This is a genomic window from Pseudomonas rhizoryzae (assembly GCF_005250615.1).
Taxonomy (GTDB): Bacteria; Pseudomonadota; Gammaproteobacteria; order Pseudomonadales; family Pseudomonadaceae; genus Chryseomonas; species Chryseomonas rhizoryzae.
Genome location: NZ_SULM01000002.1, coordinates 143944 through 158393, shown reverse-complemented (window position 1 = coordinate 158393; position 14450 = coordinate 143944). Strand labels below are relative to the sequence as shown.

The window sequence follows — 14450 nt, the reverse complement described above, 5'->3', positions numbered from 1 at the left end:
CGATTCTGTCGTTGCATAATATCTGTTTATGCGTGGATGAATTTCGCATGCCATAACTACCTCTCTTGTCTATATAATCGTTGGCTCAGGCTAGGAGCCATCATGAGTTTGTTGCCGATTGAATCTGTTTTGCCCGATCTGCGCCTTGCCCTGGCGGCCAGGGATGACTGCGTGCTGGAGGCGCCGCCCGGCGCGGGCAAGACCACCCGGGTGCCCCTGGCGTTGCTCGGCGAACCCTGGCTGGTCGGCCAGCGCATCCTGCTGCTCGAACCCCGGCGGCTGGCGGCCCGCGCCGCCGCCGAGCGCCTGGCCGCGGAGCTGGGCGAGGGCGTCGGCGAGACCGTGGGCTATCGCATTCGCCTGGAGAGCAAGGTAGGCCCCCGCACCCGCATCGAGGTGGTCACCGAGGGCATCCTGACCCGGCGTTTGCAGGACGACCCGGCGCTGGAGGGCGTCGGCCTGGTGATCTTCGACGAATTCCACGAGCGCAGCCTGGACGCCGACCTGGCCCTGGCGCTGACCCTGAGCGGCCGCGAGCTGCTGCGCGATACGCCGCTCAAGGTGCTGGTGATGTCCGCCACCCTGGAGGGCGAACGCCTGGCGGCCCTGCTCGGCGGCGCGCCGGTGGTGCGCAGCGAGGGGCGGATGTTTCCGGTCACGACCCGCTGGGGCCGGCCGCTCGGCCAGGACGAACGCCTGGAAGCGCGGGTGGCCGCCACGGTACTGCAGGCGCTGGACGAAGAGACCGGCAGCCTGCTGGTGTTCCTGCCCGGCCAGGCGGAGATCCGTCGCACCGCCGAGCGCCTGGCCGACCAACTGCCGGCCGGAGTGCTGCTCTGTCCGCTGCATGGCGAGTTGGAGCTGGCCGCCCAGCGCGCCGCCATCGAACCGGCGCCGGCCGGCCTGCGCAAGGTGGTGCTGGCCACCAATATCGCCGAGACCAGCCTGACCATCGAGGGCGTACGGGTGGTGGTGGACGCCGGTCTGGCACGGGTGCCGGCTTTCGATCCCGGCAGTGGCATGACCCGGCTGACCACCCGGCGCATCTCGCGCGCCTCGGCCACCCAGCGCCAGGGTCGCGCCGGGCGTCTGGAGCCGGGCGTCTGCTATCGACTCTGGTCGGAAGAGCTGCACCAGCAGTTGCCGGCCTACGACAGCGCCGAGATCCTCCAGGCCGATCTGGCCGGGCTGGCCCTGCAACTGGCGCGCTGGGGCATGAGTGCCGAGGAACTGGCCTGGCTCGATCCGCCGCCCGCCGCCGCCCTGGCCCAGGCTCGCGACCTGTTGGTTCGCCTGGGCGCCCTGGACGAACAGGGCAGCTTCACCGCTCACGGCCAGGCCATGAGTGGCCTGCCGGCACATCCGCGCCTGGCGCACCTGCTCCTGCGTGGGCAGAGCTGGGGCCTGGCTGAGCGTGCCTGCGAGATCGCGGCATTGCTGGGCGAGCGCGACCTGGCGCCGGGGCAGGGCGCCGACCTGCACACCCGTTTGCTGCTCCTGGCCGGCGAAGGTCGCGGTCCGCGTGGCGGTGTGGCGCGCATCCGCCAACTGGTCCGCCAGTACCGCGGCCTGTTGAGAGGCAAGGCCACTGAGCCGGTAGCCGATCCTGAGCACCCGCGCTGGACCGGTGCCCTGCTGGCCTGCGCCTATCCGGATCGAATCGCCCAGCAACGCAAGGCCGGCGGCCAGGACTATCGCCTGGCCAACGGTCGGGCCGCCAGCTTCGCCGAGCCGGATGCGCTGATGAAGTCGCCCTGGCTGGTGGTGGCCGACCTGGGCAGTCGCCAGGGGCAGCGCGAGGAGCGTATCTACCTGGCTGCCGAGTTGGAGCCAGGGCTGTTCGATGGACCCTTGGCCGAGCAGGTCGTAAGCCACGACGAACTGGACTGGGATGAACGTGAAGGCGTCCTGCGCGCCGAGCGCCAGCGGCGGGTAGGTCAACTGGTGCTGAGTCGCGAGCCACTGAAGCAACTGGACGCCGCCGCCCGCAGCCGCGCCCTGCTCGGCCTGGTGCGGCGCAAGGGCCTGGAACTGCTGCCCTGGACGCCCGAGTTGCGCCAGTGGCAGGCGCGGGTCGGCTTACTGCGTCAGTTGGATCTACAACAGGCAGACACGAGCGACTGGCCGGATGTCAGCGATGCCGCCCTGCTCGATAGCCTGGAAGCCTGGCTGTTGCCCTACCTGGATCGCGTCACCCGCCTGGCCCATTTCGCCAACCTGGACCTGGCCGCCATGCTCCAGGGCTTGCTGCCCTGGCCGCTGCCGCGCCAGCTCGACGAACTGGCACCACGCAGCCTGGAGGTGCCCTCGGGTTCCAGCATTCGCCTGGATTACGGCGAGTATCCCCCGGTGCTGGCGGTACGCCTGCAGGAACTGTTCGGCCTGGCCGACACCCCGCGCATCGCCGGTGGCCGCCTGGCGGTCAAGCTGCACCTGCTCTCGCCGGCGCGGCGCCCGGTGCAGGTCACCCAGGACCTGGCCAGTTTCTGGGCCAATACCTATGTGGAGGTGAAGAAGGATCTCAAGGGGCGCTATCCCAAGCACTACTGGCCGGACGATCCGCTGATCGCCGAACCGACCGCGCGGGCCAAGCCGCGCGGTCAGTGAGCCAGTGCCAAACAAGCGCAGCGCTAGTCGGTCTTCCAGGCCTTCTGCAGGTTGGACCAGAAGGCGCCGTTATCCTTGAAGGGCACGCTGGCCGCGCCGAAGTCGTAGCTGTTCAGGGTGTTCTTGGCGGGCACCGGCATCCGGCTCCAACTGATCAGGGACTGGCTGCGCCCGGTGTCGTTGGTCCAGTCGAGCGAATGGTCGGCGAAGCCATCGTAGGTGGCGTGGTAGCCGACTTTGGGATGTACGCCGTTGACTAGATAGCCGTCCCGGCCACGCCAGAGTGGCGGGTTGTAATTGACCCGGTACTTGCCATGGGTCGAGTAATCGATCTTCAGGATGGGCGAGCCGACCTTGCACTCGTTGGTCCAGACCACGATGTTTTCCCAATCATGGCGATGACCGCCCACCGCGCCCAGATAGTTCGGCGGTTGATCCTTGGGAAAGTAATAGGAATACATGATCGCGCAGTGATCATAGTATTCGGCCATGCGCGAATAGACCTGGCCATTGGTGCCGCGACAATGACCATCCGGGGCGCCCGAGGGATGCAATCCACCGCTGACGTTGCCGGCCGAATCCACGGCAGGATAGTTATTGCAGGAGTCCGGGCCGTCGGCAATCATCGGCTGGTAATAGAACTCCACATCGGTGGCGTTGGCGGGGATAGGTTGCACCTGGTCATGGGCGATGACCGCCGCGAAGGCCGGGGTCGCCATGGATAAGGCGGAGGCGGCCATGCATAGCGAGATCTTACGGCTCATAAAGATCCTCTCCATGAAGTAGTAGAATTTATGTTCGTTTGGATCCTCGTCGAGATGAAACCGGGTAAGGCCCGGTTCGGCGCTAACTCTAGGCGCGGTTCTTGTTGGTTATATTTAATAAGGATGACGTTTGGGTGGCAGGTGTGGCCTGGGCAGTATCCCTATCGTGGCGTTTGGCCCCGGCGGGGCTGGCCTGACCTAGGGACGCGAGCCGCGCCACGGGCTTTCGGGGCCCGGCCTCGAGGTTGAGAGGATTAGGCAAGACCCCCAGACGATCCGGCAGCGGGTACAAGGCGCACCCGCGTTAGCCTGGCCGCTCCCTTGCAATGACAGGAGCAGGTCATGAACGATCACCAGACCCTTTTTATCACCGGCGTGAGCAGCGGCTTCGGCCAGGCCCTGGCGCGCGAAGCCCTGGCGGCTGGCCATCGCGTCATCGGCACGGTGCGCCGGGAAGCCGATCGGCAGGCGTTCGCCGCCTTGTCGACCAATGCCCATGGCGTGCTGCTGGATGTAACGGACTACGCTCGCCTGGCGACGGTGGTGGCCGAGGTCCAGGCCGAGCACGGGCCGGTGGATGTCCTGGTGAACAACGCCGGCTACGGCCATGAGGGCATTCTCGAGGAATCGCCGCTGGAGGAGCTGCGTCAGCAATTCGAGGTCAACGTCTTCGCGGCGGTGGCCGTGATCAAGGCCTTTTTACCGGCGTTCCGCCAGCGCCGCCGTGGCCATATCATCAATATCACCTCCATGGGCGGCACCATCACGCTGCCGGGCATCTCCTACTATTGCGGCAGCAAGTTCGCCCTCGAAGGCATCTCCGCGGCGCTGGGCCAGGAGCTGGAACCCTTCGGGGTGCAGGTTACCGCCGTGGCGCCGGGTTCCTTCCGCACCGACTGGGCAGGCCGTTCGATGCGCCGCACCCCGCGCAGCATTCCCGACTACGATGAGAGCTTCGCGCCGATCCGCGCCGCGCGCGAGGCCAAGAGTGGCAAGCAGCTGGGCGATCCACGCAAGGCCGCCCAGGCGATGTTGCAACTCATCGCCATGCCGGCGCCGCCCAGGCACCTATTGCTGGGTAGCGATGCCTTGCAACTGGTGCGCGAGCGACTGGCCGAGGCCACGCGGGAGATCGAGCGCTGGGAGACCCTGACGCGCTCCACCGATGGTTGAAGAGGATGCTCCATGATCCAAGGTGATCCGGTCACCGCACGGCTGGTGACGCTGATGCGTGAGCTGTCGCCACAGGAGGGCTACAACCTCAGCGCCCTGGAAGACGTACGCTTCCTGCGCTCGGATCGCCCACTCCGTGGGGTTCCGGTGCTCTATGACCCCGGCATCGTCATCGTCTGCCAGGGCGGCAAGCGCGGCTATTTCGGGGAGCGCGTCTATCGCTACGACGCCCAGCACTATCTAGTGGTCTCGGTGCCCGTGCCCTTCACCATGGAAACCGATGCCAGTCCGGAGGAGCCGCTCTTGGCCATCTACCTGCGGCTGGATTTTCGCTTGCTCGGCGAGCTGGTCCTGCAACTCGATAGCGAGCTGGGGCCGGCGGTCGAGCCGCCCCGCGGACTCTATGCCTCGCCGCTCGACGAGCCGCTACGGGTCTCGACGCTACGCTTCCTGGAGGTGCTGAGCGCACCCACGGACGCCCGGCTACTGGGGCCGGCGCTGCTGCGCGAGGTCTATTATCGAATCCTGACCGGGGCTCAAGGTGGTTCCTTGCGCGCGGCCCTGGATCGCCAGGGACATTTCGGCCGCATCGCCCGGTCGTTGCGCACCCTGCATGCCCGCTATGCCGAGCGCCTGGACGTGGCGGCGTTGGCGCAGGAGGCGCGCATGAGTCAACCCAGCTTTCACCGGCATTTCCGCGAGGTGACGGGCACCACGCCGATGCAGTACCTGAAATCGACCCGCCTGCACCAGGCGCGGCTGCTGATGCTGCGCGACGCCCTACCGGCGGCGAACGCGGCCTTCGCGGTGGGCTACGAAAGCGCTTCGCAATTCAGCCGCGAATTCAAGCGGCTGTTCGGTCGCACACCCCTGGCGGAGATCGACTGGATGAAGGCCACCTATGCACTGCCGGCACCGCCTGCCTCGGCGTTCTACATCTCCTCGCATTGACGCTGTCCGTCTGAAAGACCGAGTGAGCCATCCCCATCCGGAACCAAGCGGCATCGGCCCCTGGTCTGAATTCAGACTGGGCACTGCCTGCCCATCCACCGGAGCGACCCCCATGGCCGACAAGACCCTGCACGACCTTTCCAAAGCGATGCGCGACCTGGATTTCTGCATGCTGACCACCGGCAGCGGGCGCTTGACCAGCCGGCCGATGAGCAACAACGGCGACGTCGAATACGACGGGGACTCCTGGTTCTATGCCTACGAGGACTCGGCCAAGATCCGCGACATCGAGCAGGACCCGGCGGTGGGCCTGACCTTCACCGAAGGCAAGAGCCTGCTGGGCAAGCCTGGTCTCTTCGTCGCCATCGAAGGCCGGGCCGAACTGATCCGCGATAAGGCGCAATTCGAGGCGCACTGGACCAAGAGCCTGGAGCTCTGGTTTCCCCAGGGCACCGACACACCCGGCATGATCCTCATCAAGGTGCATGCCGAGCGCATCCGTTACTGGGATGGGGAGGAACAGGGCGAGCTGCGGCCTTAGAGCCTAGAAGCAGGTCGCGAAGGTCTCCACCACCCGCAGGTCTTCATCCACCAGGCAGCCCTGGCGCCACTTGTCGAAGGTCAGGCAGGGGTGCGAGGTGCCCAGGGCGACGATATCGCCGATGGCCAGCTCGGTGCCCGGGGCGACGACCATGAAGGCGTGCTGGTCCATTATGGCGGTGACGGTGCAGCCGCTGACATCGACGGCTTCGGCAGCGGTTTGACCTGGCTGGTAGCGGCGTAGCGGCAGTGGCAGGCCGGCGTCGTGGGCGACATCGCGCTTGCCCAGGGCGAGGATGGCGAAGCCGGGTTCGGGCAGGGACTGCACAAGTGCCCAGACCTCCAGCGCTGGGCGCAGGCCCTCGGCCAGGCCGGTGCGGGCCAGCACGCCGCCCTGGGCGTCGCGGTAGATGCCGTGGTCGTGCACCACGTAGCTGCCGGGGCGCAGCACGGCGAGAAAGCGCTCACGCACCTCCAGCCGATCGAAGGCGGCGGCAATCAGGTCGTACCAGGCCGAACCCGAAGCGGTGACGATGGGGCGTTCCAGGGCAAAGGCGCCCTGGCCGCGCAGTTCTTCGGCCAGGCGTACCAGGGAGTCGGCGAAGGAGCGGATGTCCGTCGCGGCTTCGGCGCCATGGATGACCCCCTCATAGCCCTCGATACCGGTCAGGCGCAGGGCGGGCTGGGTGGCGATGGCCTTGGCCAGTTCCCTTACCTCGGATTCGCTGCGGCAACCGCAGCGACCACCGGGCACGCCGTATTCGATCATCACCTGCAGCGCCAGGCCGCGTTCGCCGAACAAGGCGCCCAGGGCGGTGACCTGGGCAGGGTGGTCCACCAGGCAATGGAAGTCGAAATCCGGGTCGGCCCTGAGCAACTCGGCGATCAGCGCCATGTTCGGCGCGCCGACCAACTGGTTGGCCATCAGCACCCGGCGCACGCCTTGGGCCTGAGCGGCGCGGGTCTGCACCGCGGTGGCCAGGGTCATGCCCCAGGCACCGGCGGCGAGCTGCCGCTGGAACAGCGCCGGCGCCATGCTGGTCTTGCCATGGGGCGCCAGTTCGGCGCCTCGGTCAGCGGTGAAGGCCTGCATCCAGGCGATGTTGTGGTCGAGGGCCTGCTGGTGGACGACCAGGGCAGGCAGGGCGACGTCATTGAGCAGGCTATCGCCCAGGTTGGCGGCGCCTTTCTCGGGGGCGGTGAGGATGGTCATGAATTCTCCTGGCCGCCGAGGCGCTGGGACAGGCGACGGGCGCTGTCGACCAGCACCTGGCGGTACTCGGCATGGTGGGCCTGGGCATCGGCGCGGGGCGCCACGATGCACAGGGTGGCGATGCACAGGCCGCTGGCGTCGAGCACCGGGGCGGCGAAGCAGTGGGTGTAGGTGTCGGCGATGCTATCGAAGGAAAAGAAGCCGGCGGCGCTGGCGCTACGGATCTCGGCGATGAAGGCCTCGGGTGGCAGGCGACTGCCGTCGGGCAGGATGAAGTCATCCGCGTCGATCAGGGCGAGGATCTCGGCGTCGCTCAGGTGACCCAGCAGCAGCCGGCCGGAAGCGGTCCAGGGAATGGGCGCGTCCTCGCCGACATTGGACGAGATGCGAAAGGCGCGGGCGCCTTCCTTCATCAGCGAGACGGTGTACTTGCGGCCATTGAGCTGGCACAGCTGGGCGGTCTCGCGGGTCTGGGCGACGATGTCGTCCAGCAGCAGCCCGGCCTCGCGGGCCAGGTCGAAGTGGCGCAGGTGCGCCTGGCCGAGAAAGTACAGCTCGCGCCCCAGGTAGACCTGGCCGTCGCGGCCCACGGCGTCGAGCATGTGCCGCTCCAGCAAGAGGCCGACCAGGTCGTAGACGGTGGACTTGGGAATACCCAGGCCGGCGGCGATCTCGTTGGGGCGCAGCGGCCGACCCACCCGCTTGAGGTGATCGAGGATGTCGAAGGCGCGGTCCAGGCCGCGGGCTCGTTGGCGGGTAGGTTCGGTCATCTGTGTGGGTTGTCTCAGGCCTTGGGTTTGTAGGCGATGCAGTCGATCTCGACCTTGCAGTCCACCATCATGGAGGATTGCACACAGGCACGCGCCGGGGCGTGGCCGGCGAAGTACTCGGCGAACACCTTGTTGAAGCTCCAGAAGTCGCGCGGATCGTCCAGCCAGACGCCAGCGCGCACCACGTGCTCCAGACCGTAGCCGGCTTCGTGCAGGATGGCGATCAGATTCTGCATGGTCTTGTGGGTCTGGGCGACGATGCCGCCGTCGATGATCTCGCCGTTCTCCATGGCCACCTGGCCGGAGACGTGCAGCCAGCCATCGGCTTCCACCGCGCGGGCGAAGGGCAGGGGTTGGCCACCTGCGCCGCGTTCGCCGGCGCCGTAACGGGTGATGCTCATAGGGTTGCTCCTGTAACGAGAGGGGGATTCAAAAGGAGGTCCGGCCGAGGAATTCGGCGAGACGGGTGGATTTCGGCTGCTCGAACAGCTCGCGCGGCGGGCCCTGTTCCTCGATGCGGCCCTGGCTCATGAAGACGATGCGATCGGACACCTCGTAGGCGAATCTCATCTCGTGGGTCACCAGCAGCATGGTCATGCCGTCCTGGGCGAGGTCCTTGATCACCGCCAGCACCTCGCCAACCAGTTCCGGGTCCAGCGCCGAGGTGGGTTCGTCGAACAGCATCAGGCTGGGATTCATGGCGATGGCGCGGGCGATGGCCACCCGCTGCTGCTGGCCGCCGGACAGTTGGCCGGGATGATGGTCGCGCCGCTCGATCAGGCCGACCCGGCGCAGCCACTGCTCGCCGAGGGCGATGGCTTCGTCCTTGGCCATCTTCTTGACCTTGCGCAGGCCGAGGGTGACGTTTTCCAGGGCGGTGAGGTGGGGAAAGAGGTTGAACTGCTGGAAAGCCATGCCGGTGAGCGAGCGCTGACGGGCGATCTCGCGCTCCGGCAGGCGCTGGCGGCGACCGCCGTCCTCACGATAGCCGATGGCCTCGCCGGCCAAGCGGATGCTGCCGCCCTGGAAGTCTTCCAGCAGGTTGACGCAGCGCAACAGGGTGGTCTTGCCCGAGCCGCTGGAGCCGATCAGGGTGACCACGTCACCGCGGTCGAGGGTCAGGTCGATGCCCTTGAGCACCTCGGTGGCGCCGAAGCTCTTGTGCAGGCCGTTGATGCTCAATAGCGGATCGGTCATGGCAGGGTCACCCGTTTTTCCAGGTAGCGGCCGAGCCGCTCGATGGCGAAGTTGATGAGAAAGAACAGCAGGCCGGCGAACAGATAGAACTGCAGGGTCATGAAGGTGCGGGCGATGACCTGTTGGCTGCTCAGCAGCAACTCGGCCACGCCGATCACCGAGAGCAGGGTGGAGGCCTTGACGATCTCGGTGGAGGCGTTGACCCAGGTCGGCAGGATCTGGCGCAGCGCCTGGGGCAGGAGCACCTCCTTGAGACTCTGGGTGAAGGTCAGGCCGATGGCCTTGGCCGCTTCGTGCTGGCCGCGCGGGATGGCTTGCAGGGCGCCACGGACGATCTCCGCCACGTGGGAGCCGCAGAACAGCAGCAGGGCCGCGGTGCCAGCCTGGAAGGGCGTGGGCTTGAGACCCAGGGCCGGTGCCATGTAGTAGCAGGCCAGCACCAGCACGAACACCGGGGTGCCGCGGATCAGGTCGGCATAGACGCGAAAGGGCAGGCGTAGCGGCCAGCGGCCGTAGGTCAGCGCCAGCCCGCCGAGGGTGCCGAGCAGGGTGCCGCCGAGCACGGCCAGCACGGAGCAGGCCAGGGTGGTGGCGAACCCGGCGGCCAGGGTCTGGCGGGCGTTCCACAATTCCAGGAAACAGGAGGGGGCTTCGTACACGATCGGGCTCCTAGCGGGCGAGGCTCAGCCGCCGCTCCAGCTGGCGCAGCAGCAGGGCGATGGCGTAGCAGGTGAGGATGTAGAGGCCGCTGGTCACCAGCCAGGTCTCGATGACCCGGTAGCTTTCCAGGTTGATCTTGCGCGCCTGGTAGGTCAGCTCCGGCACGGCGATGGCCGCCGCCAGGGAGGTGTCCTTGAACAGCGAGATGAAGCTGTTGGAAAGCGACGGCAGCACGTTGCGCAGCATCACCGGGATGATGACGTAGGCCTTGATCTGCCATTCGCGCAGGCCGATGGCCAGGCCCGCCTCGCGCTGGCCCTTGGGAATGGCCATGAGCCCACCGCGGAACACCTCGGCCAGGTAGGCCCCGGCATAGAGCGCCAGGGTGATGAGAAAGGAACTGAGCTTGTCCAGGCGGATGCCGACGCTGGGCAGGGCGAAGTACAGCAGCAGGATCAGCACCAGGATCGGCGTGTTGCGCACCAGGGTGACATAGCCCCCCGCCAGCCAGCGCAGCGCCCGCACCGGCGAGAGCAGGGCGAAGGCGGTGGCCAGGCCGATCAGGCAGCCGATGGCGATGCCGATCAGTGCCAGCTGCAGGCCGAGGGCGAGCCCGGCCAGCAAATGGTCCAGGTTCTGCCACACAGGGGCGAAGTTGAGGGTGTAGTCCATGTACGGCATCCACCTAGAGGGCGCGGACGGGCCGCGCCGGGGCCAGGGTCACTTGAACTCGACGGGGAAGCCGATCGCCGGGGAGGGCAGCTCGACGCCGAACCACTTCTTGAAGGACGCCTGATAGGTGGGGAATTCCACGCCGGTCATGGCCTCGTGCAGAGCGGTGTTGACGAAGTTCAGCCAGTCCTGGTCGCCACGCTTGACCGCGCAGGCGTAGGTCTGGGGACTCCAGGCGTAGTCGGGCGAGCGGTAGCGGCCGGGATTCTGGGTCATCAGGTACTTGACCGACGACTGGTCGGTGGCCACGGCGTCGGCGCGACCGGTGCCGAGGGCCTGGTAGAGCAGGTCGACGCTGTCGTACTGGTCGACCTTGGCCTGGGGCAGCGCCTGGTGCACCAGTTCCTCGGCATAGACGTTCTGCAGCACGGCCACCGTCAGGTCGCCCTTGGCCGCCTTGAGGTCGTCGATCTGCTGGTAGCGGCTGTTGGCCGGCAGGAGCAGGGCCACGCCTTCGCGGTAGTAGGGCAGGGTGAAGGCCACCTGCTGGGCGCGGCTGGCGGTCACGGTGATGAACTGGCAGCTGATGTCGACCTTGTCGGTGAGCAGGTTGGGGATGCGCGCATCCGAGCCCTGGACGACGAATTCGACCTTTTCCGGATCGTTGAACAGGCCCTTGGCGATGACCTTGGAGATATCGATATCGAAGCCCTGCAACTTGCCGTCGGCGCCCTGGAAGTGCCAGGGCGCATTGGTGCTGCCGGTGCCCACGACCAGATGGCCGCGCTTGAGCACGTCATCCAGCTTGGCCGCCTGGGCGCCGGTCATGGCGACCAGGCCGACCAGCAGCGCCAGCGTTTTCCACCCCTTCGTCTTGCCTGTCATCGCGTCCTTCTCCTTTTCCGTTATAGCGGAAGTGTGTTCGTAACAACGGAATAGATTGCAGCGACTGTGCCAGCTATTCGCCCGGCGTTGCAAATCAAGGGCTTGGCTTGAGTGACAGGCAGCAGAGAGTGCTCCCGGTGCGCCAGAGGGCACCGGGAGGTGGCGGAAGGTAACGGATGTGCACCAGCGCGAGGCGTTACTCGGTAGCGCTTAGCGTGGGCGTGGGAAGCCGAGCCGCAGATCGCCGGCGCGAGGCAGGAAACGGCCATGGCGCGCTTCGATGGCCTGGTCAGGGGCGTAGGCCAGGCGGCCATTGACCCAGATGGCGTGGATACCTTCGGCAGGCCGTTGCGGCTCGCTGAAGTCGGCCACGTCGCGGATGCGGGCGGGGTCGAACAGCACCAGATCGGCCTGGGCGCCCGGCTCGATCAGGCCGCGACCCGCCAAGCCGAAGCGGGCGGCGGAGAGGCCGGTCATCTTGTGCACGGCGGTGTGCAGCGGGAAGAGGCCGAGGTCGCGGCTGAAGTGGCCGAGCACCCGCGGGAAGGCGCCCCAGAGCCGTGGATGAGGGAAGGGATCCTCGGGCAGGCCATCGGAGCCGATCATGCTCAGCGGATGAGCGAGGATGAGGCGCACATCGGCTTCGCTCATGCCGTAGTAGACGGCGCCGGCCGGCTGCAGGCGGCGGGCGGTGGCCTGCAGGTCCAGGCCCCAGTCGGCGGCGATGGCGGCCAGATCGCGGCCGCCGCATTCGGGATGCGGGGTGGACCAGGTGATGGTGATGCGGTGGCGGTCGGTGACCTGCTTGAGATCCAAGGTGGAGGAACTGGCGGCATAGGGATAGCAGTCGCAGCCGACCGGCTGGCTGCTGGCGGCCTGCTCCAGGGCGCCGAGCAATTCCGGCGCGCGGCCCCAGTTGTCCACCCCGGCGCACTTGAGGTGGGAGACCACCACCGGGGCGCGGGCCTGGCGGCCGATGCCCAGGGCTTCGGCCAGCGCCTCGTGCACCGCGGCGAATTCGCTGCGCAGATGGGTGGCATAAAGTCCGCCCACGGCATCGAGCTCGGCGGCCAGTTGGGCCACTTCGCTGGTCGGAGCCGCGGCAGCGGAGGCATAGGCCAGGCCGCTGGAGAGCCCCAGGGCACCGGCAGCAAGGCTGTCGCGCAATTCAGCGCGCATGGCGGCGATCTCCGCTGGCGTGGCGGCGCGCTGGAGATCGTCCAGATGATTGCTGCGCAGCGCCGTATGGCCAACCAGGGCGGCGACGTTGACCCCGGGGCGGGCCTGCTCCACCGCCGCGCGATAGGCGGCAAAGGTGGGATAGCCGAAGGCCGCCGCCGGGCCGAGCAAATTCAAGGGGTCCGGCGGCTCACCGCGCAGCCGCACCGGGGCAGCGCTGATGCCGCAGTTACCGACCACCACGGTGGTCACCCCCTGGCTGAGCTTGGGCAACTGCTCGGGGCGGCGGATGACCATGGTGTCATCGTGGGTATGGACATCGATGAAGCCGGGGGCCAGCACCAGGCCGCGGCCGTCACGGACCTCTTGCGCCAGTTGACCGGCAAGCTCGCCCAGGGCGACGATACGCCCCGCCTTGACGGCCAGGTCGGCCATCCGGCCGGCGTGGTTGCGACCGTCCAGAACGAAGGCGTCGCGAATGAGCAGGTCATGCATGAGCGGACCTCGCATTACCTCGCACCACATCAAGCCAACCGTTTGGCGCCAACTTTTGACCGTATGGTGGCAAATAGCCATGCAAATTAGTTATCGCGCATACGGGCAGTGCACTATCTATGAAAAAATCTGTCCATTCGCCCGTCCAGACCGTGACCAAACACGGCTTCCAACGCCTTTCCCTTTTTGAGTCTGCCATGAATCTTCTCACCCCCGTCGTTGCCGTAATGAATCGTCTGAGGTTTTCCGCCAAGTTCGCCTGTCTCGCGACCATCGTGCTGATCCCCTTGCTGTTGCTCAGCTACTACCTCTACCAGGACATCCAGGAGCAACGCGCCAGCCTGGAATTGGAAATTCAGGGGCAGCGCTACCTAGTGCAACTGACGCCGATCGCCCGCCTGAGCATGCTGCAGCGGGCGCTGACCAAGCGCCTCCAGGACGGGGATGCATCCGCCCAACAGGATTGGCAGAACAACCGCGATGCCCTGCTCAGGGCCTATGACGAGCTGGGCCGCCTGGATCGGGAACTTGGTGGCCAACTGGAGACCGGGAGTCGCGTCGCCCAACTGCGGCAGAACGCCGAGCGGCTGTTGCAGGGCGTACCGGGAACCCCCCTGGAGGTGTTCGAGGCCTGGAGCGAGCAACTGACGCAGACCCTGAACCTCTTCTATTACGTCTCGGCTACCTCGGGTCTGGTACTGGATTCCGACTATGCCAGCCTCTTTCTCATCGATATCTCCTCGCTGCGCTTGCCGCGGGAGATCAACCTCATCGGTCAGCTACGCGGCCTGGCCTCCGGGCTGAGCGCCACCAATAGCTTCGATCCGGCCAGTCTCAACGTGGCGCGTAGTGTCATGCGCCAGGAACGCCAGGCTGCCGAAGAATTGGAGCAAGCTCTGGGGCTGCTGGCACGCCAGATGCCTGAGCTGGCCCAACGGCTCAAGACGTCGCTAGGACAGGCCCAGGACGACTATGGCAATTTCCGGCAGGGCATGCTGGCCGTGATGAAGGGTGAGGGCACGGTCTCCGGAAAGACCCTGGGGACCCAGGGCAACGCCGTGGTCGCGCGTTACTACAAGGTGCAGGAAGAGGCCCAGGGCATGCTCTCCCAGTTGCTGGTCGAGCGCCTGGCCCATGAGACCCTGGTGCGCGATTTGGTGCTGGGCATGATTGCGGCCGCTCTGTTGCTGCTGAGCTATACCTTCGCCGGTATCTACCAGGCGCTACGCCTGGGGATCGCCGAGCTGGTCGGCGTGACTGCTGCCGCCGCCCAGGGCGATCTGAGTCGCCGGGCCGCCTTGCCCGGTCGCGACGAGATCGCCGACATCGGCCGCAGCCTGGATG

At 66.8% G+C, this 14450-nt stretch carries 13 protein-coding genes and 1 pseudogene; 5 read left to right on the top strand and 9 right to left on the bottom strand.

From position 1 onward, the window contains the following. Positions 1-102: 102 nt before the first annotated feature. On the top strand, positions 103-2607 hold the full coding sequence (hrpB, locus tag FAZ11_RS03235; protein ID WP_058773289.1) for an ATP-dependent helicase HrpB: 2505 nt from the start codon (positions 103-105) through the stop codon (positions 2605-2607). A 23-nt stretch (positions 2608-2630) separates the two neighbouring features. Here the strand turns inward: hrpB and FAZ11_RS03230 are convergent, their stop codons facing one another. Then, positions 2631-3371 carry an NPP1 family protein gene (locus tag FAZ11_RS03230; RefSeq protein ID WP_058773290.1) on the bottom strand — a complete coding sequence of 247 codons (741 nt, stop codon included), beginning with the start codon at positions 3369-3371 and terminating at the stop codon, positions 2631-2633. Positions 3372-3713: 342 nt separating this feature from the next. Between FAZ11_RS03230 and FAZ11_RS03225 the strand changes: the two genes are divergently transcribed. The 3 genes from FAZ11_RS03225 to FAZ11_RS03215 all read left to right on the top strand — a co-directional run bounded on the left by FAZ11_RS03225 (position 3714) and on the right by FAZ11_RS03215 (position 6036). Further along, a complete protein-coding gene (locus FAZ11_RS03225; protein WP_058773291.1) occupies positions 3714-4544 on the top strand; it encodes an oxidoreductase in 831 nt (276 codons plus the stop codon). 12 nt (positions 4545-4556) lie between these two features. Beyond that, positions 4557-5495, top strand: coding sequence for an AraC family transcriptional regulator (locus FAZ11_RS03220; RefSeq protein WP_058773292.1), 939 nt, complete (start codon positions 4557-4559; stop codon positions 5493-5495). A gap of 112 nt (positions 5496-5607) precedes the next feature. Then, positions 5608-6036 carry a pyridoxamine 5'-phosphate oxidase family protein gene (locus FAZ11_RS03215; RefSeq protein ID WP_058773293.1) on the top strand — a complete coding sequence of 143 codons (429 nt, stop codon included), beginning with the start codon at positions 5608-5610 and terminating at the stop codon, positions 6034-6036. A gap of 3 nt (positions 6037-6039) precedes the next feature. Here FAZ11_RS03215 and FAZ11_RS03210 read toward each other — a convergent pair whose 3' ends face one another. From FAZ11_RS03210 to FAZ11_RS03175, 8 genes are all read right to left on the bottom strand, one after another. Beyond that, complete coding sequence (locus FAZ11_RS03210; RefSeq protein WP_058773294.1) at positions 6040-7248, bottom strand: amino acid deaminase; 1209 nt, start codon at positions 7246-7248, stop codon at positions 6040-6042. Next, entirely contained in the window at positions 7245-8018 is a 774-nt protein-coding gene (locus tag FAZ11_RS03205; RefSeq protein ID WP_058773295.1) for an IclR family transcriptional regulator, read from the bottom strand. Before FAZ11_RS03205 ends, FAZ11_RS03210 begins: the two co-directional genes overlap by 4 nt. Positions 8019-8032: 14 nt before the next feature. Then, positions 8033-8419, bottom strand: coding sequence for a RidA family protein (locus tag FAZ11_RS03200; protein WP_007161900.1), 387 nt, complete (start codon positions 8417-8419; stop codon positions 8033-8035). A gap of 28 nt (positions 8420-8447) precedes the next feature. Beyond that, a complete protein-coding gene (locus FAZ11_RS03195) occupies positions 8448-9215 on the bottom strand; it encodes an amino acid ABC transporter ATP-binding protein (RefSeq protein WP_058773296.1) in 768 nt (255 codons plus the stop codon). Next, a complete protein-coding gene (locus FAZ11_RS03190; RefSeq protein ID WP_058773297.1) occupies positions 9212-9874 on the bottom strand; it encodes an amino acid ABC transporter permease in 663 nt (220 codons plus the stop codon). The genes FAZ11_RS03195 and FAZ11_RS03190 overlap by 4 nt, the downstream gene beginning before the upstream one ends. A 10-nt stretch (positions 9875-9884) precedes the next feature. Then, entirely contained in the window at positions 9885-10547 is a 663-nt protein-coding gene (locus FAZ11_RS03185) for an amino acid ABC transporter permease (protein WP_058773298.1), read from the bottom strand. Between the two features lie 48 nt (positions 10548-10595). Beyond that, positions 10596-11375, bottom strand: a complete 780-nt coding sequence (locus FAZ11_RS03180; RefSeq protein ID WP_240043544.1) for a transporter substrate-binding domain-containing protein — start codon at positions 11373-11375, stop codon at positions 10596-10598. A gap of 267 nt (positions 11376-11642) precedes the next feature. Further along, on the bottom strand, positions 11643-13106 hold the full coding sequence (locus FAZ11_RS03175; protein ID WP_081320030.1) for an N-acyl-D-amino-acid deacylase family protein: 1464 nt from the start codon (positions 13104-13106) through the stop codon (positions 11643-11645). Between the two features lie 119 nt (positions 13107-13225). Here FAZ11_RS03175 and FAZ11_RS25310 point away from each other — a divergent pair. After that, positions 13226-14449 (top strand): annotated as a pseudogene (locus tag FAZ11_RS25310) (methyl-accepting chemotaxis protein); the annotation flags it as partial. Position 14450 lies beyond the last annotated feature (1 nt).

Coding starts and splice junctions, on each gene's coding strand:
- hrpB (WP_058773289.1), top strand. CDS start 103: ATGAGTTTGTTGCCGATTGAATCTGTTTTGCCCGATCTGCGCCTTGCC.
- FAZ11_RS03230 (WP_058773290.1), bottom strand. CDS start 3,371: ATGAGCCGTAAGATCTCGCTATGCATGGCCGCCTCCGCCTTATCCATG.
- FAZ11_RS03225 (WP_058773291.1), top strand. CDS start 3,714: ATGAACGATCACCAGACCCTTTTTATCACCGGCGTGAGCAGCGGCTTC.
- FAZ11_RS03220 (WP_058773292.1), top strand. CDS start 4,557: ATGATCCAAGGTGATCCGGTCACCGCACGGCTGGTGACGCTGATGCGT.
- FAZ11_RS03215 (WP_058773293.1), top strand. CDS start 5,608: ATGGCCGACAAGACCCTGCACGACCTTTCCAAAGCGATGCGCGACCTG.
- FAZ11_RS03210 (WP_058773294.1), bottom strand. CDS start 7,248: ATGACCATCCTCACCGCCCCCGAGAAAGGCGCCGCCAACCTGGGCGAT.
- FAZ11_RS03205 (WP_058773295.1), bottom strand. CDS start 8,018: ATGACCGAACCTACCCGCCAACGAGCCCGCGGCCTGGACCGCGCCTTC.
- FAZ11_RS03200 (WP_007161900.1), bottom strand. CDS start 8,419: ATGAGCATCACCCGTTACGGCGCCGGCGAACGCGGCGCAGGTGGCCAA.
- FAZ11_RS03195 (WP_058773296.1), bottom strand. CDS start 9,215: ATGACCGATCCGCTATTGAGCATCAACGGCCTGCACAAGAGCTTCGGC.
- FAZ11_RS03185 (WP_058773298.1), bottom strand. CDS start 10,547: ATGGACTACACCCTCAACTTCGCCCCTGTGTGGCAGAACCTGGACCAT.
- FAZ11_RS03180 (WP_240043544.1), bottom strand. CDS start 11,375: ATGACCGGCGCCCAGGCGGCCAAGCTGGATGACGTGCTCAAGCGCGGC.
- FAZ11_RS03175 (WP_081320030.1), bottom strand. CDS start 13,106: ATGCATGACCTGCTCATTCGCGACGCCTTCGTTCTGGACGGTCGCAAC.